General features: G+C 66.4%; 26 protein-coding genes. 19 read left to right on the top strand and 7 right to left on the bottom strand.

The genetic code is table 11. The features are described from left to right. Positions 1 to 16: 16 nt before the first annotated feature. Together AC07O0_RS12575 and AC07O0_RS12570 are read right to left on the bottom strand one after the other, a co-directional pair. Entirely contained in the window at positions 17 to 385 is a 369-nt protein-coding gene (locus tag AC07O0_RS12575; protein WP_494623426.1) for a cell division protein ZapA, read from the bottom strand. Then, entirely contained in the window at positions 385 to 693 is a 309-nt protein-coding gene (locus AC07O0_RS12570; protein ID WP_494623424.1) for a DUF4164 family protein, read from the bottom strand. The genes AC07O0_RS12575 and AC07O0_RS12570 overlap by 1 nt, the downstream gene beginning before the upstream one ends. Positions 694 to 952: 259 nt before the next feature. Between AC07O0_RS12570 and tkt the strand changes: the two genes are divergently transcribed. From tkt to fba, 7 genes are all read left to right on the top strand, one after another. Beyond that, a complete protein-coding gene (gene tkt, locus AC07O0_RS12565) occupies positions 953 to 2,956 on the top strand; it encodes a transketolase (RefSeq protein WP_494623422.1) in 2,004 nt (667 codons plus the stop codon). A 109-nt stretch (positions 2,957 to 3,065) separates the two neighbouring features. Continuing rightward, entirely contained in the window at positions 3,066 to 4,076 is a 1,011-nt protein-coding gene (gap, locus tag AC07O0_RS12560; protein WP_454024753.1) for a type I glyceraldehyde-3-phosphate dehydrogenase, read from the top strand. 70 nt (positions 4,077 to 4,146) lie between these two features. Continuing rightward, complete coding sequence (locus tag AC07O0_RS12555; protein WP_494623420.1) at positions 4,147 to 4,611, top strand: hypothetical protein; 465 nt, start codon at positions 4,147 to 4,149, stop codon at positions 4,609 to 4,611. After that, positions 4,608 to 5,177 carry a putative glycolipid-binding domain-containing protein gene (locus AC07O0_RS12550; protein WP_494623418.1) on the top strand — a complete coding sequence of 190 codons (570 nt, stop codon included), beginning with the start codon at positions 4,608 to 4,610 and terminating at the stop codon, positions 5,175 to 5,177. Before AC07O0_RS12555 ends, AC07O0_RS12550 begins: the two co-directional genes overlap by 4 nt. Before the next feature lie 11 nt (positions 5,178 to 5,188). Beyond that, positions 5,189 to 6,382, top strand: a complete 1,194-nt coding sequence (locus AC07O0_RS12545; protein ID WP_494623416.1) for a phosphoglycerate kinase — start codon at positions 5,189 to 5,191, stop codon at positions 6,380 to 6,382. Between the two features lie 54 nt (positions 6,383 to 6,436). Continuing rightward, positions 6,437 to 6,682 carry a hypothetical protein gene (locus AC07O0_RS12540; protein WP_494623414.1) on the top strand — a complete coding sequence of 82 codons (246 nt, stop codon included), beginning with the start codon at positions 6,437 to 6,439 and terminating at the stop codon, positions 6,680 to 6,682. Between the two features lie 92 nt (positions 6,683 to 6,774). Further along, positions 6,775 to 7,857 (top strand): class II fructose-bisphosphate aldolase, encoded by a 1,083-nt coding sequence (fba, locus tag AC07O0_RS12535; protein WP_494623412.1) that lies wholly within the window; start codon positions 6,775 to 6,777, stop codon positions 7,855 to 7,857. 135 nt (positions 7,858 to 7,992) lie between these two features. On the opposite strand, the gene AC07O0_RS12530 is transcribed toward fba, so the two are convergent. Beyond that, a complete protein-coding gene (locus AC07O0_RS12530) occupies positions 7,993 to 9,996 on the bottom strand; it encodes a PhoX family protein (RefSeq protein WP_494623410.1) in 2,004 nt (667 codons plus the stop codon). 78 nt (positions 9,997 to 10,074) lie between these two features. Then, on the bottom strand, positions 10,075 to 11,427 hold the full coding sequence (locus tag AC07O0_RS12525) for a methyl-accepting chemotaxis protein (RefSeq protein WP_494623408.1): 1,353 nt from the start codon (positions 11,425 to 11,427) through the stop codon (positions 10,075 to 10,077). A gap of 178 nt (positions 11,428 to 11,605) precedes the next feature. Between AC07O0_RS12525 and AC07O0_RS12520 the strand changes: the two genes are divergently transcribed. Then, complete coding sequence (locus AC07O0_RS12520; RefSeq protein WP_494623406.1) at positions 11,606 to 12,349, top strand: YebC/PmpR family DNA-binding transcriptional regulator; 744 nt, start codon at positions 11,606 to 11,608, stop codon at positions 12,347 to 12,349. A 48-nt stretch (positions 12,350 to 12,397) separates the two neighbouring features. On the opposite strand, the gene AC07O0_RS12515 is transcribed toward AC07O0_RS12520, so the two are convergent. Continuing rightward, positions 12,398 to 13,177 (bottom strand): sulfite exporter TauE/SafE family protein, encoded by a 780-nt coding sequence (locus tag AC07O0_RS12515; RefSeq protein ID WP_494623404.1) that lies wholly within the window; start codon positions 13,175 to 13,177, stop codon positions 12,398 to 12,400. Between the two features lie 127 nt (positions 13,178 to 13,304). Between AC07O0_RS12515 and ruvC the strand changes: the two genes are divergently transcribed. Next, a complete protein-coding gene (ruvC, locus tag AC07O0_RS12510) occupies positions 13,305 to 13,823 on the top strand; it encodes a crossover junction endodeoxyribonuclease RuvC (protein WP_494623402.1) in 519 nt (172 codons plus the stop codon). Here ruvC and AC07O0_RS12505 read toward each other — a convergent pair. Continuing rightward, a complete protein-coding gene (locus AC07O0_RS12505) occupies positions 13,805 to 15,016 on the bottom strand; it encodes an NAD(P)/FAD-dependent oxidoreductase (RefSeq protein ID WP_494623400.1) in 1,212 nt (403 codons plus the stop codon). The two genes, ruvC and AC07O0_RS12505, sit on opposite strands and share 19 nt — an antisense overlap. Positions 15,017 to 15,106: 90 nt before the next feature. On the opposite strand from AC07O0_RS12505, the gene ruvA reads away from it, so the two are divergent. From ruvA to AC07O0_RS12480, 5 genes are all read left to right on the top strand, one after another. Then, positions 15,107 to 15,724 carry a Holliday junction branch migration protein RuvA gene (ruvA, locus tag AC07O0_RS12500; RefSeq protein ID WP_494624195.1) on the top strand — a complete coding sequence of 206 codons (618 nt, stop codon included), beginning with the start codon at positions 15,107 to 15,109 and terminating at the stop codon, positions 15,722 to 15,724. Continuing rightward, positions 15,721 to 16,209 (top strand): GNAT family N-acetyltransferase, encoded by a 489-nt coding sequence (locus AC07O0_RS12495; RefSeq protein ID WP_494623398.1) that lies wholly within the window; start codon positions 15,721 to 15,723, stop codon positions 16,207 to 16,209. The genes ruvA and AC07O0_RS12495 overlap by 4 nt, the downstream gene beginning before the upstream one ends. Positions 16,210 to 16,232: 23 nt before the next feature. After that, on the top strand, positions 16,233 to 17,258 hold the full coding sequence (gene ruvB / locus AC07O0_RS12490) for a Holliday junction branch migration DNA helicase RuvB (protein ID WP_494624193.1): 1,026 nt from the start codon (positions 16,233 to 16,235) through the stop codon (positions 17,256 to 17,258). Then, positions 17,258 to 17,875: a hypothetical protein gene (locus tag AC07O0_RS12485; RefSeq protein ID WP_494623396.1), complete on the top strand. Its 618-nt coding sequence runs from the start codon at positions 17,258 to 17,260 to the stop codon at positions 17,873 to 17,875. The genes ruvB and AC07O0_RS12485 overlap by 1 nt, the downstream gene beginning before the upstream one ends. Before the next feature lie 124 nt (positions 17,876 to 17,999). Next, positions 18,000 to 18,551: a DUF3828 domain-containing protein gene (locus AC07O0_RS12480; protein ID WP_494623394.1), complete on the top strand. Its 552-nt coding sequence runs from the start codon at positions 18,000 to 18,002 to the stop codon at positions 18,549 to 18,551. Positions 18,552 to 18,558: 7 nt separating this feature from the next. Here the strand turns inward: AC07O0_RS12480 and AC07O0_RS12475 are convergent, their stop codons facing one another. Further along, positions 18,559 to 18,762, bottom strand: a complete 204-nt coding sequence (locus AC07O0_RS12475) for a hypothetical protein (RefSeq protein WP_494623392.1) — start codon at positions 18,760 to 18,762, stop codon at positions 18,559 to 18,561. Between the two features lie 120 nt (positions 18,763 to 18,882). On the opposite strand from AC07O0_RS12475, the gene ybgC reads away from it, so the two are divergent. From ybgC to tolR, 5 genes are all read left to right on the top strand, one after another. Next, entirely contained in the window at positions 18,883 to 19,290 is a 408-nt protein-coding gene (ybgC, locus tag AC07O0_RS12470) for a tol-pal system-associated acyl-CoA thioesterase (protein WP_494623390.1), read from the top strand. A gap of 57 nt (positions 19,291 to 19,347) precedes the next feature. After that, positions 19,348 to 19,995, top strand: coding sequence for a TetR/AcrR family transcriptional regulator (locus AC07O0_RS12465; protein ID WP_494623388.1), 648 nt, complete (start codon positions 19,348 to 19,350; stop codon positions 19,993 to 19,995). Between the two features lie 30 nt (positions 19,996 to 20,025). Continuing rightward, positions 20,026 to 20,610 carry a DUF2852 domain-containing protein gene (locus AC07O0_RS12460; RefSeq protein WP_494623386.1) on the top strand — a complete coding sequence of 195 codons (585 nt, stop codon included), beginning with the start codon at positions 20,026 to 20,028 and terminating at the stop codon, positions 20,608 to 20,610. Positions 20,611 to 21,005: 395 nt separating this feature from the next. Then, a complete protein-coding gene (gene tolQ, locus AC07O0_RS12455; RefSeq protein WP_092156110.1) occupies positions 21,006 to 21,719 on the top strand; it encodes a protein TolQ in 714 nt (237 codons plus the stop codon). 11 nt (positions 21,720 to 21,730) lie between these two features. Continuing rightward, the gene (gene tolR, locus AC07O0_RS12450) at positions 21,731 to 22,177 is read left to right on the top strand and encodes a protein TolR (protein WP_377800494.1); all 447 of its coding nucleotides are present in this window, start codon (positions 21,731 to 21,733) and stop codon (positions 22,175 to 22,177) included. The last annotated feature ends 13 nt before the right edge of the window (positions 22,178 to 22,190 follow it).

Raw genomic sequence — 22,190 nt, 5'->3', positions numbered from 1 at the left:
TCGGTGAAGCGAGCTCTCAGCCCACCTGTCCCGGCAACAGGCTCTTCGCCACGCTCTCGATCCGCTCGGCCGCAGCGACGAGGGCGGCGGCCGCCTTCTCCTCGACCTCGCCGGCGCGCTGGTCGGCGAAGCCGGCATCGCCCTGCAGCGACTGCAGACGGCCTTCGAGCGTCTCGACCTTCCTCTTCAGCTCGGTGGCCTCATCGGCGACCATCAGCGCCGCCATGACATGCAGGCGCATGTCGCCGATCTCGCCGAAGGCCTGGCGCATCTCCTCGATCTTGCCGTCATAGAGCTGGGCGAGCGCCTCCAGATGCGGCTCCTCGCCCTCGCCACATGCCATGCGGTAGGCCTTGCCAGCGATGGTGACGTTGACCTGGGGCATCAGGCGTCCTGCTCGGCTTCTTCCTCGGGACGGGCTTCGACCCGCGCGATGACCTCGGCGAGCGCCGTCATGGCGCGATCGAGCTTGCGGTCGACCTCTTCGGCGACGCCCTGGACCTGGCCGATCCGGGCCATGGCGCCGTCGAGCTCGACAGCGAGGCGAGCCCGGTCGTCCTGCATCAAGGTGAGCTCGGTTTCGAGATTGGCGCGGCCACGTTCGATTTCGAGCCGCCTGCGAGCGGCTGCTTCGAGCTGGCCGAGCGCGCCTTCGAGACGCGACAGGGCGTGATCCAGTCCTGGAGACGCCACGCTTCTTCCTCTGCGGGCCGGCTGGAGCCGGCTCATCCGATTCGGGAGCCTAGTTTAACAAATATGACGGTGGAAAGCGCTTAGACCGCTTCGATCCGATCGAAGCGTGGGGAAAAGTCGATATCTGCGGCCTCGCAGGCGAATTGACTCCGCTTGAGCGGGCAGCCTATCGAACGCGCGACCTTTTTCTCAAGAGTTCGCTGCTCGCCGCCGGCCAGCTTCGGCGCGAGCCTCGTTCCGCCCTCGCCGGAGAGATTCCATGACGACGCCTGCGATCGACCGCGCCCAGCACGAGCGGCTCGCCAACGCCATCCGCTCTCTCGCCATGGACGGCGTCGAGCAGGCCAAGTCCGGCCATCCCGGCCTGCCGATGGGCGCGGCCGATGTCGCGACCGTGCTCTTCACCCGCATCCTGAAATACGATGCAGCCGAGCCGCGCTGGCCCGACCGCGACCGCTTCGTGCTCTCGGCCGGCCATGGCTCGATGCTGATCTATGCGCTGCTCTATCTCACCGGCACGCCCGGCATGGAGCTCGACGACCTCAAGAAGTTCCGCCAGCTCGAATCGAAGACACCGGGCCATCCCGAGAACTTCATGACCGCCGGCGTCGAGACCACCACGGGCCCGCTCGGCCAGGGTCTCGCCACCGCGGTCGGCATGGCGATGGCCGAGCGCATGCTCGCCGCCGAGTTCGGCAAGAAGCTGGTCGACCACAAGACCTATGTGCTCGCCTCCGACGGCGACCTGATGGAGGGCATCAGCCAGGAGGCGATCGCGCTCGCCGGCCATCAGAAACTCAACAAGCTGATCGTGCTCTGGGACGACAACGGCATCTCGATCGACGGGCCGCTGTCGATCTCCGACTCGGTCGACCAGCTCGCCCGCTTCAAGGCCTGCGGCTGGAAGGCCGAGCGCGTCGACGGGCATGATCCCGACGCGATCGAGGCGGCGATCCGCCGCGCCCAGAAGTCGAACAAGCCGACGCTGATCGCCTGCAAGACCGTGATCGGCTTCGGCGCGCCGAAGAAGGCCGGCACCTCCAAGGCACATGGCGAGCCGCTCGGCGCCGAGGAACTCGCCGCCGCCAAGAAGGCGCTCGGCATCACCGGCGGGCCGTTCGAGGTCGCCGCCGATGTGCTCAAGGCCTGGCGCGGTTTCGGCGCCACCGGCTACGCCGAGCGCAAGGCCTGGAACGAGCGCCTTGCGGCGACGTCGGGGCGCAAGCGTAGCGAGTTCGAGCGCCGCCTGGCTCATACCGTGCCGGTGAAGCTCGCCAAGACCCTCGTCGCTCACAAGAAGGCGCTGGCTGCGAGCCCGGTGACGGTCGCGACCCGCAAGGCGTCCGAACTGGCGCTGGATGTGATCGTGCCGGTGATGCCGGAACTGGTCTCGGGCTCGGCCGATCTGACGCCGTCGAACAACACCCGGGCCAAGGGCTTCGAGGACTTCACGCCGAAGACCCCGAAGGGCCGCTATGTCCGCTACGGCATCCGCGAGCACGGCATGGCCGCGGCGATGAACGGGATCACCCTGCATGGCGGCTTCCGCACCGCCGGCGGCACCTTCCTGGTCTTTGCCGACTATGCCCGCCCGTCGATGCGGCTCGCTGCGTTGATGGGCCTGCCGGTCGTCTACGTCATGACCCATGATTCGATCGGCCTTGGCGAGGATGGGCCGACCCACCAGCCGATCGAGCAGATCGCCTCGCTGCGTGCGATGCCGAACATGCGTGTGCTGCGTCCCGCCGATGCGATCGAGACGGCGGAAGCCTGGCAGATCGCGCTGGAGCGCACCGACGGGCCGACCGTGCTAGCGCTCTCGCGCCAGAATCTGGCGCCGGTCCGCACCGACGCCTCGGCGACGAACCGCTCGGCCAAGGGCGCCTATGAGCTGCTGGCGGCCGAAGGCGGCAAGGCGCAGGTCTCGCTCTTCGCCTCGGGTTCCGAGGTCGAGATCGCGGTCGCTGCCCGCAAGCTGCTGGCCGACAAGGGCATTCGCGCCCGCGTCGTCTCGGTGCCTTCGCTCGAGGCGCTGCTGGAGCAGGACGAGGCGACCAAGGCTGCGATCATCGGCGAGGCGCCGATCAAGATCGCGGTCGAGGCTGCCGTGCGCTTCGGCTGGGATGGCGTGATCGGCGCCCATGGCGGCTTCGTCGGCATGTCCTCCTTCGGGGCGAGCGCACCTTACAAGGAGGTCTACAAGCATTTCGGCATCACGCCGGAGGCGGTGGCAGAGGCTGCGATCAAGCGTCACAACGGCTGAACGGCGTTGAAATTTTTAAGGCCTGCCCTTGCGTTCCGCCATGGTTTGGCCGATTTGCCCGCGTGAATGACGCCGGCTCTGCCGGCGAACGGCGAAGGAGAGGATTGAGATGACGGTCAAGGTGGCGATCAACGGCTTCGGCCGTATCGGACGCAACGTTCTGCGCGCGATCATCGAGTCGAAGCGCAAGGACATCGAGGTCGTGGCGATCAACGATCTCGGCCCGGTCGAGACCAATGCGCATCTCTTCCGCTTCGACTCCGTGCACGGCCGCTTCCCGGGCACTGTCACCGTCTCCGGCGACACGATCGACGTCGGCCGCGGCCCGATCAAGGTGACCGCGATCCGCGATCCCAAGGACCTGCCGCACAAGGCGCTCGGCGTCGACATCGCGCTGGAATGCACCGGCATCTTCACGACCCGCGACAAGGCGGCGGCCCATCTCGCCGCCGGCGCCAAGCGTGTGCTGGTCTCGGCTCCCTGCGACGGCGCCGACCTGACGGTGGTCTTCGGCGTGAACAACGAGGCCCTGACCAAGGACCACATCGTCGTCTCGAACGCCTCCTGCACGACCAACTGCCTCGCGCCGGTGGTCAGGGTGCTGCATGACGCCGTCGGTATCGACAAGGGCTTCATGACCACGATCCATGCCTATACCGGCGACCAGCCGACGCTGGATACGATGCACAAGGATCTCTATCGTGGCCGCGCCGCCGCGATGTCGATGATCCCGACCTCGACCGGCGCCGCCAAGGCGATCGGCCTCGTCATTCCCGAGCTCAAGGGTCGGCTCGACGGCACCTCGATCCGCGTGCCGACGCCGAACGTTTCGGTTGTCGACTTCAAGTTCATCTCGAAGCGCAAGACCACGGTCGAGAAGATCAACGAGGCGATCATCAAGGCGAGCAAGCGCGGCGCCCTGAAGGGCATCCTCGCCGTCACCGACCAGCCCAACGTCTCGATCGACTTCAACCACGATCCGGCGTCGTCGACCTTCGCGCTCGACCAGACCAAGGTCATGGACGAGAAGTTCGTCCGCATCCTCACCTGGTACGACAACGAGTGGGGCTTCTCGAACCGCATGAGCGACACCGCCGTCGCCATGGCGAAGCTGATCTGACCCACACTTCTGCTGCGGCCGCGCCTTCCCGGTGCGGCCGCGCCTACCCCGCCGAGGAACGGACCGCGCAATGAACAAGATCGAGCCGACCGTCGCCACGCCGACCACGCCCGTTGAGACCATCGCCGTGCCGCCGGCCCCGAGCATGGCCGAGATCGCCGCGGCGCGCGCCACCGAGGCGAAGCCTGCCGAGCCGCTCGCGCCGAGCGACCCGCGCAAGCTCGATCAGCTCTCGCGGATCGAGGACAAGACCGCCCGGATCGAGGAGAAGTTCGCGCGCTACGAGGCGGTGCTGACCCGTGCCGAGGCTTCGCTGGAGCGTAGCGCCCAGAAGGTCGACCTCGCCGCTGGGACCATGGACTTCGCCGGCCTGCGCGAAGAGCTCTCGTCGCTGCGCCAGCGCGTCAACGCCACCCCGCGCTTCGGCGCCCTGCTGCTCACCGGTATCGTCACGGCGGTTCTGACCGTCATCCTGACGGTGATCGTGCTGAAGAGCGGCGTTCCCGGCGTTCTGCCGCCGATCCTGCCGCGATGAGCTTTCGCCCGGCCGCCAGTCTCGCGGGCGGGCGCAGCGTCCGCTGGCGGGCGCTGGAAGGCGACGGGCTCGAACATCTGACCGTGCGTGCGCAGGCGAACGGCCTTCGCGCGGACGCAGCACTGGTCGGTGAGCGCGATGGTAGCCGCTTCGGTGCGCGCTATCGCATCGATTGCGACTACGATTTCACGGTGCGCTCCTTCGAGATCGCGACGACCGACGGCCGCGGTCTCGCCATGACCCGGCGTGACGATGCATGGCACGACGGCGAGCGCGGTCATCTGCCGGCCTTCGACGCCTGCATCGACATCGACCTCTCGGCCACGCCCTTCACCAACACGCTGCCGATCCGCCGGTGCGCCTGGCAGCCCGACCAGCAGCGGCGCATCGCTATGCTCTTCGTGCCGTTCGACAGCTTCGAGCCCTTCGTCACCGAGCAGATCTATACCTGCCTCACCCCGAGGCTCTTCCGGTTCGAGACGGCCGATGGCAGTTTCACCGCCGAGCTTCCGGTCGACGAGGACGGCCTCGTCGTGGATTATCCCAGCCTGTTTCAACGCCTTTGAGAGAGCTCTCCATGCCCGCTTTCCGCACCCTCGACGACGCCGATCTCGCCGGCAAGCGCGTCCTCGTTCGTGTCGATCTCAACGTGCCGATGGAGGAGGGCAGGGTCAGCGACACCACCCGCATCGACCGCATCCTGCCGACGATCCGCGAGATCGCGCAGAAGGGCGGCAAGGTCGTCCTGCTCGCGCATTTCGGCCGCCCGAAAGGCCGCGACGAGAAGAACAGCCTGCGGCAGGTCGTGCCGGCGCTGGCGCATGCGCTCGGCCAGCCGGTGATCTTCGTCGGCGACTGCATCGGCACGGAGGCGCCGAAGGCGATCGCCGCCGCCAAGAATGGCGAGATCCTGCTGCTCGAGAATACCCGCTTCCACGCCGGCGACGAGGCGAACGATCCCGAGTTCGTCAAGGCACTCGCCGCCAATGGCGACCTCTATGTCAACGACGCCTTCTCGGCCGCTCACCGCGCCCATGCCTCAACGGAAGGGCTGGCGCATCTGTTGCCGGCCTATGCCGGCCGGACCATGCAGGCCGAGCTGGAAGCGCTCTCGGCCGGGCTCGACAACCCGGCCCGGCCGGTGATGGCGATCGTCGGCGGCGCCAAGGTCTCGACCAAACTCGAATTGCTCGGCAACCTCGTGCAGAAGGTCGACGTGCTCGCCATCGGCGGTGGCATGGCCAATACCTTCCTCGCCGCGCGCGGCATTAATGTCGGCAAGTCGTTGTGCGAGCACGATCTAGCCGCCACTGCCCGTGAGATCGAGGCGAAGGCCAAGGCGGCCGGCTGCGAGATCATTCTGCCGGTCGATGCGCTGGTCGCGCGCGAGTTCAAGGCCCATCCCGGTCATCGCGTCGTCTCGATCGGCGAGGTCGGGCCCGACGAGATGATCCTCGATGCCGGCCCGCTCAGCGTCGCGGAGGTGGTGCTCAAGCTCAACACCGTGAAGACGGTGGTCTGGAACGGGCCGTTCGGCGCCTTCGAATTACCGCCTTTCGACACCGCGACGGTCGCGGTGGCAAAGGCGGTGGCGGAGCGCGTCCGCGACGGCAGGCTCGTCGCGGTCGCTGGTGGCGGCGATACGGTCGCGGCGATGAACCATGCCGGGGTCGCGGAGGACCTGACCTATGTCTCGACCGCGGGTGGCGCGTTCCTCGAATGGATGGAAGGCAAGGCGTTGCCGGGTGTCGAGGCGCTGCGGAAGGTCTGATTGGCGCCGCAGCTTACGGTTGCGCAGGGCAATGTTTCTGCTATGTTCTCGTGCATGAGCGAGAACGTGCAGACGGCCATGTACGAGATCCTGAAGAGGATTCAGGCGCAGCTCTCCGAGCACGACAAGCGCTTCGATGCCGTTGACAAGCGCTTCGACGAGCTCGGCGATCTCGTTCGCAAGCAACGCCGCGACACGGCTGGCCTGCTCGTCATGGCCAAGGCCGTGACGGGCGACTTCGCCGAGCAGGTCGCAGCGATCGAGGAGCGTGTCAGGGTTCTGGAAGCCCGCGGGCGCTGAACGCATTCACGTTTTCAGCGCTTTCGCTTTGCGTCCGCCACAGTTCGATTCTAAACCCTCCGGATAAAGCAGAGCCCAACCGGAGGATCATCGTGGCCCGCATCACGCTTCGCCAATTGCTCGACCATGCCGCCGAGAACGACTACGGCGTTCCGGCCTTCAACATCAACAACATGGAGCAGGCGCTCGCGATCATGGCGGCGGCGGACGCGACGGACGCACCGGTGATCATCCAGGCCTCGCGCGGTGCGCGTTCCTACGCCAACGACATCATGCTCAAGCACATGATGGACGCGGTCACCGAGATCTATCCGCACATCCCGGTCTGCGTGCATCTCGACCACGGCAACGAGCCGGCGACCTGCATGACCGCGATCCAGGCCGGCTTCACCTCGGTGATGATGGACGGCTCGCTCAAGGCCGACGGCAAGACCCCCGGCGACTGGGACTACAATGTCGGCGTGACCAAGACCGTCACCGAGATGGCCCATCTCGGCGGCATCTCGGTCGAGGGCGAGCTCGGCGTGCTCGGCTCGCTTGAATCAGGTGAGGGCGAGAAGGAGGACGGCCACGGCTTCGAGGGCAAGCTCAGCCATGACCAGCTCCTGACCAACCCCGACGAGGCGGTGAAGTTCGTCGCCGAGACCAAGGTCGATGCGCTCGCCATCGCCATGGGCACCTCGCACGGCGCCTACAAATTCACCCGCAAGCCCGACGGCGCGATCCTGGCGATGCATGTCATCGAGGAGATCCACAAGAAGCTGCCGAATATGCACCTCGTCATGCACGGCTCCTCCTCGGTGCCGCAGGACCTGCAGGACGTGATCAACCAGTACGGCGGCAAGATGCCCCAGACCTGGGGCGTGCCGGTCGAGGAGATCCAGCGCGGCATCAAGCACGGCGTGCGCAAGATCAACATCGACACCGACAACCGGATGGCGATGACCGGCCAGATCCGCAAGATCCTGTCCGAGCACCCCGGCGAGTTCGACCCGCGCAAGTATCTCAAGCCGGCGATGGAGGCGATGACCGCGCTCTGCAAGAAGCGGCTGGAGGAGTTCAACACGGCCGGCCAGGCCTCGAAGATCAAGCGCGTCATCACCCTGGCCGACATGGCCAAGCGCTATGCCAAGGGCGAGCTCGACCCGACCTTCGGTGCCAAGAAGGCGGCGTGACCGCTACGTCATTCTCGGGCCGCGCATCGCGCGGACCCGAGAATCTCACGACGACCAGTAAAAACGCCCGGCATTCCGCCGGGCGTTTCATTTTCACGGGATGATCGGCTCAAGCCCGACCATGACGGTTGGCGATCACACGCCGATCTTGCCGCCGCCGCGCTTGGTGATCGCCACCACCGAGGGACGCGTCGGCATGTCCGGCTTGAAGTCGGGCCAGCGGGTCGAGAGGTCCTCGTAATAGGAACGGCGGCCGAAGGCCGGCCAGTCCGGACCGTCATCGCCCGGATGCTGGACCGCGACGAAGGCGGTCGTGTCATCCGGCGTGAAGCAGGGGCCGCAGAGCTCGGCGCCATGCGGCACGCGGTAGAACAGCTTCGAGGTGCGGCGCGCTGCACCTTCGGTGTCGACCGCCCAGAGGCCGTCGGTGCGGCCGGTCTCCTGCGGGCCGTTGCCGTCGGTGGAAACCCAGAGCCTGCCGGCGGAATCGACCACGGCATTGTCCGGCATGCCGAACCAGCCATTCTTGCTGGTCTCGGTCGAGAAGCTCGCGCCGACTGCGGCGACGGACGGGTCGCCGCATTTCAGCAGCACTTCCCACTTGCCCTTGGTCGCGGTGAAGTCGCCGCCGTCCTCGATGATCTCGATGATGTGGCCGAAGGCGTTCTTGGCGCGCGGATTGGCGGCGTCGACCTGGTCTTCCTTGCGGTTGGTGTTGTTGGTCAGCATCACATAGACGCGGCCGTTGACGCCGTTCGGGGTGATGTCCTCCGGCCGGTCCATCTTGGTAGCGCCGAGCAGGTCGCCAGCGCGGCGGCTCTCGATCAGCACGTCAGCCTGGCTGGCGAAGCCATTGGCCGTCGTCAGCGGGCCCTGGCCGAAGACCAGCGGCAGCCATTCGACCGTGCCGTCGGCGGCGAACTTCGCGACATAGAGGGTGCCGCTGTCGAGCAGGTCCATATTGGCGGCGCGATTGTTCGGATCGAAGCGGCCGGCGGTGACGAATTTGTAGACATAGTCGAAGCGCTCGTCGTCACCGAGATAGACGACGACGCGGCCATCCCTGGCGACGATGCTGTCGGCGCCCTCATGCTTGAAGCGGCCGAGCGCGGTGCGCTTCTTCGGCACCGAGTTCGGATCGAACGGGTCGACCTCGATGACCCAGCCGAAGCGATTGGCCTCGTTCGGCTCCTTGGCGAGATCGAAGCGCTCCTCGAAGCGGCCCCAGGCATAGGGCGCCGAGGGAACGGCGAGGCGCTTGTAGTTGGCTTCCTCGCGATGGCCGTCCGGCAGCTTGCCGGAGAAGTAGCCGTGGAAGTTCTCCTCGCCGGAGACGAAGGTGCCCCAGGGCGTCATCGCTCCCGAGCAGTTGTTCAATGTGCCGAAGACCTTGCGGCCGCTGGCGTCGGCATTGGTCTTGACGCGGTCGCTTCCGGCGACCGGGCCGGAAAGCTGCATCTCGGTGGCGGCGGTGAGGCGGCGATTGTACTTGGAGTCCGTCACCAGCGCCCATTTGCCGTCGGTTCGCCGGACCTCGGCGACGGTCGCGCCATGCGCCATGGCCTCGACCGCGAAACGCTCCGGGGTGGCGTTCTTCATCACCGGCTTGCCGTCCTTGATCTCGACGACGCCCGGGAACATCAGATGCGGGTTGGTGTATTCGTGATTGACGAAGAGCACGCCATGGGCTGACGGATTGGCCGTGCCCGGCACTGGCAGATAGCCGACGAAGTCGTTGTTGTAGCCGAACTGCTTCGCCTGTGACTCGGCGGTCTGCCTGGTCGGATCGAAGGCCGGCGCGTCGGGGAAGAGCGGGTCGCCCCAGCGCAGCAGCACGTCGGCCTGGTAGCCTTCGGCGACATGATGGTCGGCGTCGACCCCGGCCTCGACTTCCTTGAAGCTGAAGGCGGAGCCTTTTGCCTGGGCCTTGGCTTCCTCGGCGGTCGCCAGCGCGGCCGCACCGACCGTCGCCGAGATGGCGGAGACGGCGAGGGCGCCCTTGAGCAGGCCGCGGCGCGAGAAGCGCTGGCCGATCAGCTCGCCCATGGTCGGGTTGGCGGAGTGGTTCTGTGGCGGTGCGTCGTCATGCTCGAGCATGCTGGCGCCGAAGGTGGATTCGTACTGGGTCTCTTCGGTCATGACCGGCCCCTCCCATCATTCAAGTTAGAATGACTCAAAGCTAAGAGCCATGCTTGACAGGTCGGTGACGGTCTCTGCTCAGGCGGCGCGGTTCTGCCTGGTCAGGTTCTCGAAGGCTCCGGTCAGGGTTTCGGCTTGGCGCGTCAGTGCCTGGGCGAGACCGAGCATTTCGTCGACGCCCATGCCGGCCGTCTGGGCGGAGTCGTTGACGTTGGCGATTGCCTGCGCGACGTCCTGCGTCCCCTGCGAGGCGAAATTGATGCTGCGGGCGATCTCCTGGGTCGCTGCGCGCTGCTCGTCGACGGAGCTCGCGATCGTCAGCGTCGTCTGATCCATCTCGCCGACGAAGGTGACGATGCTCTCGATCGCTTCGACCGCCTCCTGTGTCGCCGCCTGCATGGCCGGAACCTGAGCTGCGATCTCGTCGGTCGCTTTGGCGGTCCGCGCGGACAACTGCTTCACCTCCTGGGCGACGACGGCGAAGCCGCGGCCAGCCTCGCCGGCGCGGGCCGCCTCGATCGTGGCGTTGAGCGCCAGCAGATTGGTCTGTTCGGCGATGTCGCGGATCAGGTCGACGACGGCGCCGATCGTCTGCGCAGATTGGGCAAGACTCTTGACGATCGTTTCGGTCCGCAGTGCTGCCGTGCTGGCGGCATGCGCCTTGGTCGTCGCGCGGGCGACTTCCTCGGAAATCTGGCTGAGCGAAATCGAGAGCTCCTCGGTGGCGCTGGCGACGCTGCCGACATTTTCGGACGCCTCATCCGAAGCGCGGGCGGCGGCGACGGCTTGTACGCCGGTGTCCTTCACGACGCCGTTCATCTTGTGCGCCATCTCCTCGACGACGCGGGCGCCGCCGGTAACGGTGCCGACGACGTCGCGGACCGTGACCTCGAAGGTCGAGATCTCGCGCAGGCTGCGGTCGCGGCTCTGGCGCTGGACATGGGTATAGGTCTCGAGCAGCAGTTCGAGATCGAGTTGCACCGCCTTCTGCAAGGCGGCCCGGAGCGCGATGCGCCGATTGTATTCCTTGGCCTGCCAGAAGTGGCTGAGCTTGGCGAGGCCATCGCGTAGCAGGCCGAGCTCGGCGCCGATCGCATTGCCGACGATCGCGTGACAGATCGCGACCGCATGAACGGGAACGCCATTGTCGTTGAAGGCGCTGGCGAGGGCGTGCGCCGATTGCAGATAGCCCTCCTCGAGTTCGCCCGAAACCAGCCTGATCCAGTGCGCGAGCCGGAGCTCATGCACTTCGGGGCGTTTCATCACGTCCAGTATCTCCGGCCAGGTCTCGAAGCGCTCATGCAGCTCGGGAAGCAAGGTCGGCAGACGCGTGCTCGCGAAACCGGCCTGCTGGTGCAGCAGATCGATATCGACGGCATCGATCCGAAAGGTTCGCAGACGCGCGGTATGCTCGGCTATGATATGGCTCATGCGCTGTCTGGACGCGGTTTTCCGGAAGTATTGCCTGCCAAGAGTGGTCGGGACTTGCCAACAAACGCTTAAGCGCGGGGCGGATTTCGGTCTTCGGCGATGAAATGACGGTGCTTGCCTCGCCACGAGCCGGCTGAGTATAAGCCGGCCGGCGCATAAACAGCGGAGAACAGGGCGTATGGCCGGCCATTCACAGTTCAAGAACATCATGCACCGCAAGGGCAAGCAGGATGCGGTGCGCTCCAAGCTGTTCTCGAAGCTGGCCCGTGAAATCACTGTCGCCGCCAAGATGGGCATGCCCGACCCGAACATGAATCCGCGCCTGCGCATGGCCGTGCTCGCGGCGCGGGCCGAGAACATGCCGAAGGACAATATCGAGCGCGCCATCAAGAAGGCGCTCGGCGGCGAGGGCGAGAACTATGACGAGGTCCGCTATGAGGGCTACGGCCCCGGCGGCACCGCCGTGATCGTCGAGGCGCTGACCGACAATCGCAACCGCACCGCCTCCGCCGTCCGCTCCTACTTCACCAAATCCGGTGGAGCGATGGGCGAGAGCAACTCGGTTTCGTTCATGTTCAACCGCGTCGGCGAGATCAGCTATCCGCCGGAAGCGGGCGATGCCGACAAGGTGATGGAGGCCGCGATCGAGGCCGGCGCCGATGATGTGATCTCGGACGAGAACGGCCACACCATCCTGTGCGCCTTCGATGCCCTGAACGAGGTCTCCAAGGCTCTCGAAGCGTCGCTCGGCGCGCCGGCTTCGGCCAAGCCGGTCTGGCGGCCGACCACCACGGCGCCGCTCGACGAGGAGAAGGCGGCGTCGATGATGAAATTGATGGAGGCGCTCGACAATGACGACGACGTCCAGAACGTCTTCGCCAATTTCGAGATCGCCGACGACATCATGGCCAAGCTCGGCTGAGCTCTGTCCATGGTCATGCTCGGGCTGACCCGGGCATAACGGCTTTCGTCATCGCCCGATCAGCCCGTCCCAGAACGGCAGGCTGACGAGCGCGCTCAGGAAAATCGTCAGATAGGCGATGCGCCGGAAGGTCTGCTCCGAGGCCAGGCCGAAGGCGTGCGTGCCGAGCCAGAGGCCGACGCCATAGACGGCGAAAAGCGGGAGCGCCATCACCAGCGAGGTGAAGGTGATGATGCTCTTGAGCCAGAGAACCGCGCCGCTGACCACGGTGCTCAGCCCGAAATAGGTCTGCAGGTTGGCGCGGGTCTTGTGCCGGTCGTTGCGCTGGGCGCCGAGCCAGAACACGGCGAGCGGCATGCCGCCGATGCTGGCGAGCCCGTTGCAGAGGCCCGAGGCTGCGCCGACGCCGAGCGAGAGCGGGATGCCGGGCTTGCCGTGATAGCGCCAGCCCGAAGCCATCAGCGCGACGGCAGCGAGCACGAGCAGCGCCAGCAGCCAGCGCATGGTCTCGCGATCGAGCCAGGTGAGCAGGGCGATGCCGAGCGGCAGGGTCAGCGTCGCGGCGATCAGGAGCGGGATCACCTCGCTCCATTCCGCCCGCTTGGCCGAGCGCGCCGCCAGCGGCAGGGCGAAGGGCAGGTCGATCACCCAGATCAGGCCGAGCGCCGCGACCGGGCCGAGCACGATCGAAGCCAGCGGCATGAACACCATGGCGAAGCCGAAGCCGGTGAAGCCGCGGACCAGCCCGCCGAGCAGGGTCGCGCCGATCAGGACGGCGATGCCGTCGAGCGTGACACCGGGAAAGAGCGAGATCAGGAGAGCTGTCATCGGATCGCCGGAGAAGGATTTTCTTTCCTTCACGGAAGGGGCGATACGATCAACCCCCGTTGCGGTGATGACAGCGATGACTGCCGTTCATCCATCCACGGCAGGTGAAATCATCTAGTCTGCGCCGATGTCCGATCCGATTCGCATTCTCGGCCTCGATCCCGGTCTCAGGAAGACCGGCTGGGGCGTCGTCATCAGCGAGGGGACGAAGCTTTCCTTCGTCGCCTGCGGCGTGGTCGAGAGCGACGAGAAGCAGCCGCTCGCCGACCGCCTGCGGCAATTGCACGAGGGCATCGCCGGCGTGATCGCGCGGCATCAGCCGCAGGAGGTCGCGGTCGAGGAAACCTTCGTCAATCGCGATCCGCAATCGGCGCTGAAGCTCGGCCAGGCGCGCGGCATCGCGCTGGTCGTGCCGGCCTTGGCCGGGCTCGACGTCGCCGAATATGCCGCCAATCTGGTGAAGAAGACCGTGGTCGGCGTCGGTCATGCGGACAAGAAGCAGGTGCAGGCGATGATCCGCGTGCTGTTGCCCAGGGCCGAGACGCGAAGCGCCGACGCGGCTGATGCCCTCGCCGTCGCGATCTGCCATGCCCAGCACCGCGGTGCCCGGGCGCTGCTGGCGCAATATCAGCTGCGGAAGGCGTAGAGCTCGGCATCCGGATCGCCTTTGCCGGTGAGGCCGGAGCGGACGATCTCGGCGCCGATGCGGCTATAGGTGATGCCGTTGCCGCCAAAGCCCATCACCGCCCAGCAATTCCGGATATCCGGCATCTCGCCGATGGTCGGCAGGCCGGTCGCGGAGGCGCCGAAGGTGCCGGTCCAGGTGTAGTCGACCTCCGTCGAGAGCTGCGGCAGGAGCTGGCCGAGCTTGCGCCGGATGGCCTCTGTCTTCCGCTCGATCAGAGCGTCGCGTTTGTCTTCGTCGACGAAATCCTCGTCCTCGCCGCCGCAGATGACGCGGCCGTCGCGGGTGCTGCGCATGTAGAGGTAGGGGTCGGACGCTTCCCAGATGAAACAACACTCGGGCCAGAGCCGTTTCTTTTGCGGGATGGTCGCCAGCGCCCAGGTCGAAAGGACCTCGTGGCCCTTGGGCAGCTTTCCGAACGGAAGTTCGTAGCCGGTGGCGAAGACGAGGTGTCGACAGCGGATGTGGCGTCCCCCTTTCGTGCGCAGGCTGACGGAGCGTGGCTTCGCATCGAGGTCGACGATCTCGACCGGCCATGCGAGGCGGGCGCCTCGAGAGATTGCGGCGCGGAGGAAGCCGGTGGCGAGCACGACCGGATCGGCCTCGAGATTGTCGTAGCCCAGCAACGCCGCTTCGCGATCGATGCCGAAGCGCTCGCCCAGCGTCGCAGCATCGAGAAAGGCGTTCTCGATGCCGGCGTGACGGCGGGCCCGATGCTCATGCCGCAATGCTGCGACATCCAGCACATCGCCCGCGAGGTAGAGCGAGTCGCGGCGGGTGATGGGCGCGATCGCGAGCTCCCGGATTCGAGCCGCCAGTCCGTCCACGGCGAGACGCGAGCGGCGCCAGGCGCGGATGGCGGCATCCTCGCCGATCTGGCGCGTGAGCTTGGTCAGGGGCTGGTCGATCTCGTATTGCAGCAAAGCGGTGCTCGCCGGCGTCGAGCCGCGGATCGGGCCGCGCCGGTCGACGACCAGCACGTCGAAGCCGGCGGCGCTCAGCGCCTCGGCCTGCATCGCGCCGGAGATGCCGGCGCCGATGATCACGACACCGGCTTGCGTATCGCCGGTGATCTCGTGCCTCGGAAAGCGCGGTGGCCGCTTGCCCTGCCAGACCGAACGGCCGGTCCGCAGATCCCTCGTCTTCGTCAGCACATCGAGCTCCCCGAGATCGCCGGTGGAGAACGCATGATCGCCGCGAATGATCCGGTCTGGCGGCGGGCTGCCGCCATGCTAACAGGAGGCATGATCGGAAAGCTCAAGGGCCTCATCGATTCGTATGGCGAGGACCATGTCATCGTCGACGTGCAGGGCGTCGGCTATGTCGTGCAGTGCTCCTCGCGCACGCTGCAGCGCCTGCCCAAGATCGGCGAGGCGGCGGCGTTGTCGATCGAGACCCATGTCCGCGAGGACGCGATCCGGCTCTACGGCTTCATGTCGGATACCGAGCGCGACTGGTTCCGGCTGATGCAGATGGTGCAGGGCGTCGGCGCCAAGGTCGCGCTCGCGATCCTCTCGACGCTCGAGCCCGGCGCGCTCGCCACCGCGATCGCCAGCAACGACAAGGCGGCGGTGGCGCGCGCGCCCGGCGTCGGCCCCAAGCTCGCCCAGCGCATCTGTGCCGAGCTCAAGGACAAGGCGCCGGCCTTCGGCCATGTCGATCCGGCGCTGGCGCAGCTCTCCGGCGCGCTCGAGGACAAGAGGCTGCCGCAGCCGGTGGCGGACGCCGTCTCGGCGCTGACCAATCTCGGCTACCCGCAGGCGCAGGCCGTGGCGGCGGTCGCTGCGGCCTCGCGCGAGGCGGGCGAGGGGGCCGGCACGGCGCAGCTGATCCGGCTCGGCCTCAAGGAGCTGGCGAAATGAGCAAGGGACCGACGGTGATCTTCCGGGAGATCGCCGACAAGTCGGCGTTCCTCGCATTGATGATGCGGCACTGGGGCTCGCACCGCATGATGATCGGCTCGAAGCTCTACGATTGCGCCGAACTGCCCCTGATCGGCATGTTCACCGCCGAGGGCGAATTGCTGGCGGTCGCGAGCTGGGCGCGCGACGGCGATATCGCGGTGCTGTGCGCGCTGCACTCCCTCAAGGAGGGGGAGGGCGCGGCCTCGCGTATGCTCGAGGCGGTGAAGGCGGCAGCGAAGGCGGCCGGCGCGCGCAAGCTCAGGGCGATGCTGACCAACGACAACATGCCGGCGCTGGTGTTCTACCAGAAGCACGGTTTCCGCTTCTCCGGGCTCTATGTCGAGGCGATCGACGCCTATCGCGCCATGGTTCCGACGATCATCAAGACCGGCTACCAGGACATTCCGGTGCATGACGCGCTGGAGCTGGAGATCGAATTGTGAGTGAGCCGAAGCGTCCGGGCCTGATGACGGCGGACAAGCGCGACGACGACAGCGAGGCCTCGCTGCGGCCACTTTCGCTCGCCGATTTCACCGGGCAGGCGGCGGCGCGCGCCAATCTGCAGGTCTTCATCAATGCCGCCCGCACGCGCGGCGATGCGCTCGACCATGTCCTGTTCGTCGGCCCGCCCGGCCTCGGCAAGACGACGCTGGCGCAGATCGTGGCGCGCGAGCTCGGTGTCAGCTTCCGCTCGACCTCCGGGCCGGTCATCGCCAAGGCCGGCGACCTCGCGGCGCAACTGACCAATCTCGAAGAGCGCGACGTGCTCTTCATCGACGAGATCCACCGCCTCAACCCGGCGGTGGAGGAAATCCTCTATCCGGCGATGGAGGACTATCAGCTCGACCTGATCATCGGCGAGGGGCCGGCGGCACGCTCGGTCAAGATCGACCTGCCGAAGTTCACTCTGGTCGGCGCCACTACCCGCGCTGGCCTTTTGACCACGCCTTTGCGCGACCGCTTCGGCATTCCGATCCGGCTGCAGTTCTACACGGTCGAGGAATTGCAGGGCATCGTCGCGCGCGGGGCGCGGGTGCTCGGCGTGCCGATGTCGGATGACGGCGCTAACGAGATCGCCAAGCGCTCGCGCGGGACGCCGCGCATCGCCGGGCGCCTGCTGCGCCGGGTGCGCGACTTCGCCATCGTCGACGGCGATGCGATCGTCACCCGCAAGGTCGCCGACAAGGCGCTCGGCCTGCTCGATGTCGACGCGATCGGCCTCGACCAGATGGACCGGCGCTACCTCACCACCGTCGCGATCAACTTCGGCGGCGGGCCGGTCGGGATCGAGACCATCGCCGCCTCGCTCTCGGAGCCGCGCGACGCGATCGAGGAGATCATCGAGCCGTTCCTGCTGCAGCAGGGCTTCATCCAGCGTACCCCGCGTGGGCGGCTGCTGACGCCCCACGCTTTCCGGCATCTCGGCATGCCCGAGCCTAATCGGGAGGGCGCGCAGTTCGGCCTGTTCGGGGATGAGGACGGAGAGGGCTGATGCGGCTGAGGTGGGGGCTCTTCTTCACCGTCGGCCTTCTGCTTCTTGGCTATGCCGTCCTCGCTTCCATTGCGAGCCAAACACCAATCGCTCCTTTGAGGCTCAAGCTCGGTGAAACGGTTGCGGTTTCGGTCCTGCGCCTCAATCGCGGCCCACTGCGGATGGAGGCGTGGATTCCGCGGAACCGGTTTCCTGCGCGCAATGCTTCTGACAAGAGCGAGCCGCCGGAAGGCGTCGCGCGCCTCGAGATCGAAGTCCGGCCATCCTGGCAGGAGGCCGTGCGTTACGCTGCAGGGCGGACGATCGCTTATGCGGCGACGGGTACGGCTCGCGGTTTTGCCCCGCTTGCAGGGAGCGGCGAACACTCCGCGTCGAGCGCCGTTTTCGAGCGAGGGCGCAATCATTTGTCCCTGGTCGTGACGGCTGTCGATCCGCCCCTGCTGGGGGAGCAGGTCGAAATCTGGATACTCCCAGCGCTCGGAGCCAAGTCGAGCGAGCCTGAGGTTGCCTGGCTTGGCGGGTCGATCCTGTTGCCGATCTACGCAGTGCCGTATCTCATCTGGGGGACCGTTTTGCTTCTGCTTGATAGGGGGACGAGAAGAAGGCGAGCAGCATAGCGGTCGACCAGTCACGCATCTGTCATGGCTGGAGTGCGTCATTTCCCTGCTCTGAAGGACGCAAGTCATGCTCCTCCGCATGTGCAATGATGCCGGAGTCGTTCGGGCGATCGGAACCGAAACCATGATGAATCAGGCGCGATTGTCCTTTCTGCGGATGACGATTCTCGCCTTGGTCGTCGTGTCATGCGGCTTGCTGCCGGCGGTGGCCCATGCCGCCGAGCCGACACCCGACGCCACGGTGCGCAAGGCCTATGAGGTCACGCAGAAGACACTGGACGGTAGCGGCGAGCCGCCCTGGCGGCCGCCGCATCGCGACCGGCTGATGAGCAAGAGCCTGGCAGCGCTGTTCGCCCGCGATGACCTCTTCCAGGACGAGAGCGGCGATATCGGCCATGTCGGGGCCGATCCCTTCATCAACGGCCAGGATGGCGAACTCAAGGATCTGCAGGTCGGTCTCGCCGGCAAAGCCTCGCGCGGGCGGGCTCGGGTCGTCGCCTCCTTCCGCAGCTTCGGACAGAAGATGGCTGTCCGTTTCCTGATGGTGGAGGAAGGCGGCGGCTGGCGCATCGACGATATCGTCAACCGCATCGACGGGAAGGCGCATTCGATCCGCGCCGCGCTGTCGCAGCCCTATGATTGCGGCTCGTTCATGGGCAAGCCCTGCAAGCGCTGACGCGCGTTCAATGGAGGGTGACCTTCCGGTCGAGTCCTTCGCCGGCGTTCGAGGCGGGTCCGGGAGGCGAATGACCGTTCCGTCGACCCGCTTTCATCGACTTCTTCGCCGGCCCGTCGTGGCGGATAGCTTCCGCCGGCTGCTTCTTCTCCTTCAGATCCCGGCGCGCTTTCGCGCGCTGAGCTGCCTGTTTCAGCTTACGCATCGCCATCTCCGTCTCGTTCCTGGGCTGGAACGAGACGGGAGCGATCGGGTTCCGAGCCCGGGCTACGGTTGTTCATGCGGGCAAGGCCGGTCTAAAGATCGCGCGCCATCTTGCAGAAGGACGATCATGGCCGGCGCCCACAGCATCTCCATCCGCGTCTACTACGAGGACACCGACTTCTCGGGCGTCGTCTATCACGCCTCCTATCTGCGCTTCATGGAGCGTGGCCGGACCGAGCTGATCCGGGCGCTCGGCATCGAGCAGCGCGAGTTGTTCGACGGTGACGCGGCGCTCGGCTTCGCGGTCCGGCGCATGCTGATCGATTTCGTCAGGCCGGCGGTGATGGACGATCTGCTCACGGTCGAGACCAGGCCGACGCTGGCGCGCGGCGCCACCATGGAACTCGACCAGCGCATCCTGCGTGGCGAGGAGGTGCTGATCACGGCACAGGTCAAGGTCGCCTGCGTCGGGGGCGGCAAGGCTCGGCGCATCCCCGATGTCCTCAGGCATCGCCTCGGCCTTGAAATCCTCTGATCGCTCCTGCTGCCGCTGGCATCGACGCTGGCAGATCGCCATGTTAGGGCCCGTAACATGAGCTGGAAACGCAACGAGCCCGAGCAGCCGCGGGGCTATCACCACGGCAATCTCAAGGAGGCGCTGGTGCGCGCCGCCTTGGGGCTGATCGGCGAGAAGGGCCCGAACGGCTTCACCTTCGCCGAGGCCGCGCGCATGGCAGGCGTCAGCCCGGCGGCGCCCTACCGGCACTATCGCGATCGTGATGAGCTGCTGGCCGATGTCGCGGTGCGAGGGTTCACTGCCTTCGAGGCAGCCCTGGCCAAGGCTTGGAACGGTGGCAAGCCGGATGCCGAGACGGCCTTCCACCGGCTTGGTCCGGCCTATCTCGCCTTCGCCCATGATCAGCCTGCGTTCTACTCTGCGATGTTCGAGGCCGGTGTCCCGCTCGACGCGAGCCCGGAATTGCGCGCCGCGGCCGATCGCGCCTTCCAGCAATTGCGCCAGGCCGCGGAGACGTTGATCGCGGTACTACCGCAAGGAAAGCGGCCACCGGCGCTGATGATGGCGCTGCATATCTGGGCGATGTCGCACGGCGTAGCGGCGCTGTTTGGTCGCGCCGATGCCGGCCGGCGGCCGCTGCCGATGTCGGCCGCAGATCTACTCGAGGCTGGAATGCTGGTTTATCTCAAAGGCTTGGGCCTGCCCCCCGATCAAGCCGTCTGACGTTCCGCGGAAAATTTTGATCCGGCTGTCTTGAAAGCCTTGGCAGTTGCGTCCAGATATGTGAATGTGATTTACATTCACACGGTCGGCGAAGGCCGATCGGGAGGTTGGCCGGCAGCGGCATCCGCCGCTGCCTTTCGAGTTCGAGAGGGATCGATGCCGATCGTCGCGAAGCTTGACGAATATGGAAAGGGAGCCTGGATCGCCTTCGCGGTGCTCGGCTTCATCATCTTCTGGCCGCTGGGTCTGGCGACCCTGGCCTTTCTTTTCTGGAGTGGACGCATGGGACATGGTTGCGGACCGGCTCGCTACGAGCACCGGATGAATCGCCTGCAGGACAAGATGGAGCGCCTGCGCGAACGCATGGGCGGTGCCCAGCAGTGGGGTGGCCGTGGCGGTTTTGGCGGCGGCTGGGGCCGCGGCCCGTCGTCGAGCGGCAACCGTGCCTTCGACGAGTATCGCGACGAGACCTTGCGCCGTCTCGAGGACGAGCAGCGCGAATTCCACGATTTCCTCGGTCGGCTGCGCATGGCCAAGGACAAGGCCGAGTTCGACGACTTCATGAACGAGCGCCGTCGCAACAACAACGGCACGGATACTGTCGAAAGCGCCTGATCGCCCCTTTTCAGAGCTGACGACCGTCGGCGGCCCGCTTCCTCACGGAAGCGGGCCGTTGGCGTTTTAGCGCGTTGCTTTCGATGTTTCGGCGATGCCCTTGCGTCTGGTCCGAGCAGTCGCAGACCGCCCCCTCGCGATGGCCGCATGGCCGTCATAACGCGATATTAACCATGCCGCCCCTTAACCTTGACCCGGATTTAACGGGACAGAAGGCCCCAGGCGCAACGCGAGCACCGCCGTTTGGCCCATCTTTCGCCGAATTCAGCGGTAAATGGTGTCAACGGCATATCCCCGGAGCGCAGAAACGGGCGGCGGCGCGAGTTTCGCGGCGCGAAGAGTGGGCTGCGCGGGCCGAGCACGGTTTCGCGCCTGCCAGGCAGAAGGATGACAGGATGAACCCCGCCGTGGAGATCGCGCAGGCCGCGCCGCAGATCGACATGTCTTTCTGGTCGCTGTTCTGGCACGCCCATATCGTCGTCAAGCTCGTGATGATGGGGCTGCTGGCCGCGTCGATCTGGTGCTGGTCGATCATCATCGACAAGACCTTGCTCTACCGCCGCACGCGCCAGGACATGGATGCGTTCGAGGAGGTGTTCTGGTCGGGCCGTTCGCTGGAGGAGCTCTATCGCGACCTCGCAAACCGGCCGGTCAACGACATGGCGGCCGTCTTCGTCGCGGCGATGCGCGAGTGGAAGCGCTCCTTCGAGAATGGCGGGCGCTCGGTCGCGAGCCTGTCGGCGCGCATCGACAAGGTGCTCGACGTCACCATTCAGCGCGAGGCGGAGCGGCTGGAATCGAAGCTGCTCGTGCTCTCGACCATCGCCTCGGCCGCGCCGTTCATCGGCCTGTTCGGCACGGTCTGGGGCATCATGAACTCGTTCACCGCCATCGCGGTCTCGAAGAATTCCTCGCTGGCAGTCGTCGCGCCCGGCATCGCCGAGGCGCTGTTCGCCACCGCGATCGGCCTGTTCGCCGCGATCCCGGCGCTGATGGCCTACAACAAGCTGCAGGCCGAGGTCGCCAAGGCGCAGAACCGGCTCGAAGCCTTCGCCGACGAGTTCTCCGCGATCCTGTCGCGGCAGATCGACGAACGCCTGGCGGCGTGAGGGCCTGAACAATGGGTATGTCAGCCGCAGCCAGTCCCAAGGCCGGGGGGCGCCGCCGCCGGCCCCGTCGCCATGGGGCCATCGCCGAAATCAACATGACGCCGTTCATCGACGTCATGCTGGTGTTGCTGATCATCTTCATGGTCGCCGCGCCGCTGATCGCGACCGGCGTGCCGATCGACCTGCCGCAGACCGGCGCCAAGCCGATCAATGTCGATCAGAAGCCGATCACCATCGCCATCGACGACAAGGGTCAGATCTTCCTGCAAGACCAGCCGACGCTCGAGCCCGACCTGGTGCAGAAGCTGCAAGGCATCGCCAAGCAGGGCACCGACGAGCGCATCTATGTGCGCGGCCACAAGCAGGTCGATTACGGCCGTGTCGCCTCGGTGATGGCGACCATCACCAGCGCCGGCTTCAGGCGCGTGGCGCTGGTCACCGAGCCGCATTCGCGTTGAACGAGAAGGTGCC

The sequence above is a fragment of the Allobosea sp. GW821-FHT10B12 genome, from assembly GCF_059415545.1.
This window is presented reverse-complemented; position numbering and strand designations above follow the sequence as displayed.

Excerpts from the sequence above, each read along its gene's own strand:
- AC07O0_RS12575 (WP_494623426.1), bottom strand. The coding sequence starts at position 385 with ATGCCCCAGGTCAACGTCACCATCGCTGGCAAGGCCTACCGCATGGCA.
- tkt (WP_494623422.1), top strand. The coding sequence starts at position 953 with ATGACGACGCCTGCGATCGACCGCGCCCAGCACGAGCGGCTCGCCAAC.
- gap (WP_454024753.1), top strand. The coding sequence starts at position 3,066 with ATGACGGTCAAGGTGGCGATCAACGGCTTCGGCCGTATCGGACGCAAC.
- AC07O0_RS12555 (WP_494623420.1), top strand. The coding sequence starts at position 4,147 with ATGAACAAGATCGAGCCGACCGTCGCCACGCCGACCACGCCCGTTGAG.
- AC07O0_RS12550 (WP_494623418.1), top strand. The coding sequence starts at position 4,608 with ATGAGCTTTCGCCCGGCCGCCAGTCTCGCGGGCGGGCGCAGCGTCCGC.
- AC07O0_RS12545 (WP_494623416.1), top strand. The coding sequence starts at position 5,189 with ATGCCCGCTTTCCGCACCCTCGACGACGCCGATCTCGCCGGCAAGCGC.
- AC07O0_RS12540 (WP_494623414.1), top strand. The coding sequence starts at position 6,437 with ATGAGCGAGAACGTGCAGACGGCCATGTACGAGATCCTGAAGAGGATT.
- AC07O0_RS12530 (WP_494623410.1), bottom strand. The coding sequence starts at position 9,996 with ATGACCGAAGAGACCCAGTACGAATCCACCTTCGGCGCCAGCATGCTC.
- AC07O0_RS12525 (WP_494623408.1), bottom strand. The coding sequence starts at position 11,427 with ATGAGCCATATCATAGCCGAGCATACCGCGCGTCTGCGAACCTTTCGG.
- AC07O0_RS12520 (WP_494623406.1), top strand. The coding sequence starts at position 11,606 with ATGGCCGGCCATTCACAGTTCAAGAACATCATGCACCGCAAGGGCAAG.
- AC07O0_RS12515 (WP_494623404.1), bottom strand. The coding sequence starts at position 13,177 with ATGACAGCTCTCCTGATCTCGCTCTTTCCCGGTGTCACGCTCGACGGC.
- ruvC (WP_494623402.1), top strand. The coding sequence starts at position 13,305 with ATGTCCGATCCGATTCGCATTCTCGGCCTCGATCCCGGTCTCAGGAAG.
- ruvA (WP_494624195.1), top strand. The coding sequence starts at position 15,107 with ATGATCGGAAAGCTCAAGGGCCTCATCGATTCGTATGGCGAGGACCAT.
- AC07O0_RS12495 (WP_494623398.1), top strand. The coding sequence starts at position 15,721 with ATGAGCAAGGGACCGACGGTGATCTTCCGGGAGATCGCCGACAAGTCG.
- ruvB (WP_494624193.1), top strand. The coding sequence starts at position 16,233 with ATGACGGCGGACAAGCGCGACGACGACAGCGAGGCCTCGCTGCGGCCA.
- AC07O0_RS12485 (WP_494623396.1), top strand. The coding sequence starts at position 17,258 with ATGCGGCTGAGGTGGGGGCTCTTCTTCACCGTCGGCCTTCTGCTTCTT.
- AC07O0_RS12480 (WP_494623394.1), top strand. The coding sequence starts at position 18,000 with ATGATGAATCAGGCGCGATTGTCCTTTCTGCGGATGACGATTCTCGCC.
- AC07O0_RS12475 (WP_494623392.1), bottom strand. The coding sequence starts at position 18,762 with ATGGCGATGCGTAAGCTGAAACAGGCAGCTCAGCGCGCGAAAGCGCGC.
- ybgC (WP_494623390.1), top strand. The coding sequence starts at position 18,883 with ATGGCCGGCGCCCACAGCATCTCCATCCGCGTCTACTACGAGGACACC.
- AC07O0_RS12465 (WP_494623388.1), top strand. The coding sequence starts at position 19,348 with ATGAGCTGGAAACGCAACGAGCCCGAGCAGCCGCGGGGCTATCACCAC.
- tolQ (WP_092156110.1), top strand. The coding sequence starts at position 21,006 with ATGAACCCCGCCGTGGAGATCGCGCAGGCCGCGCCGCAGATCGACATG.
- tolR (WP_377800494.1), top strand. The coding sequence starts at position 21,731 with ATGGGTATGTCAGCCGCAGCCAGTCCCAAGGCCGGGGGGCGCCGCCGC.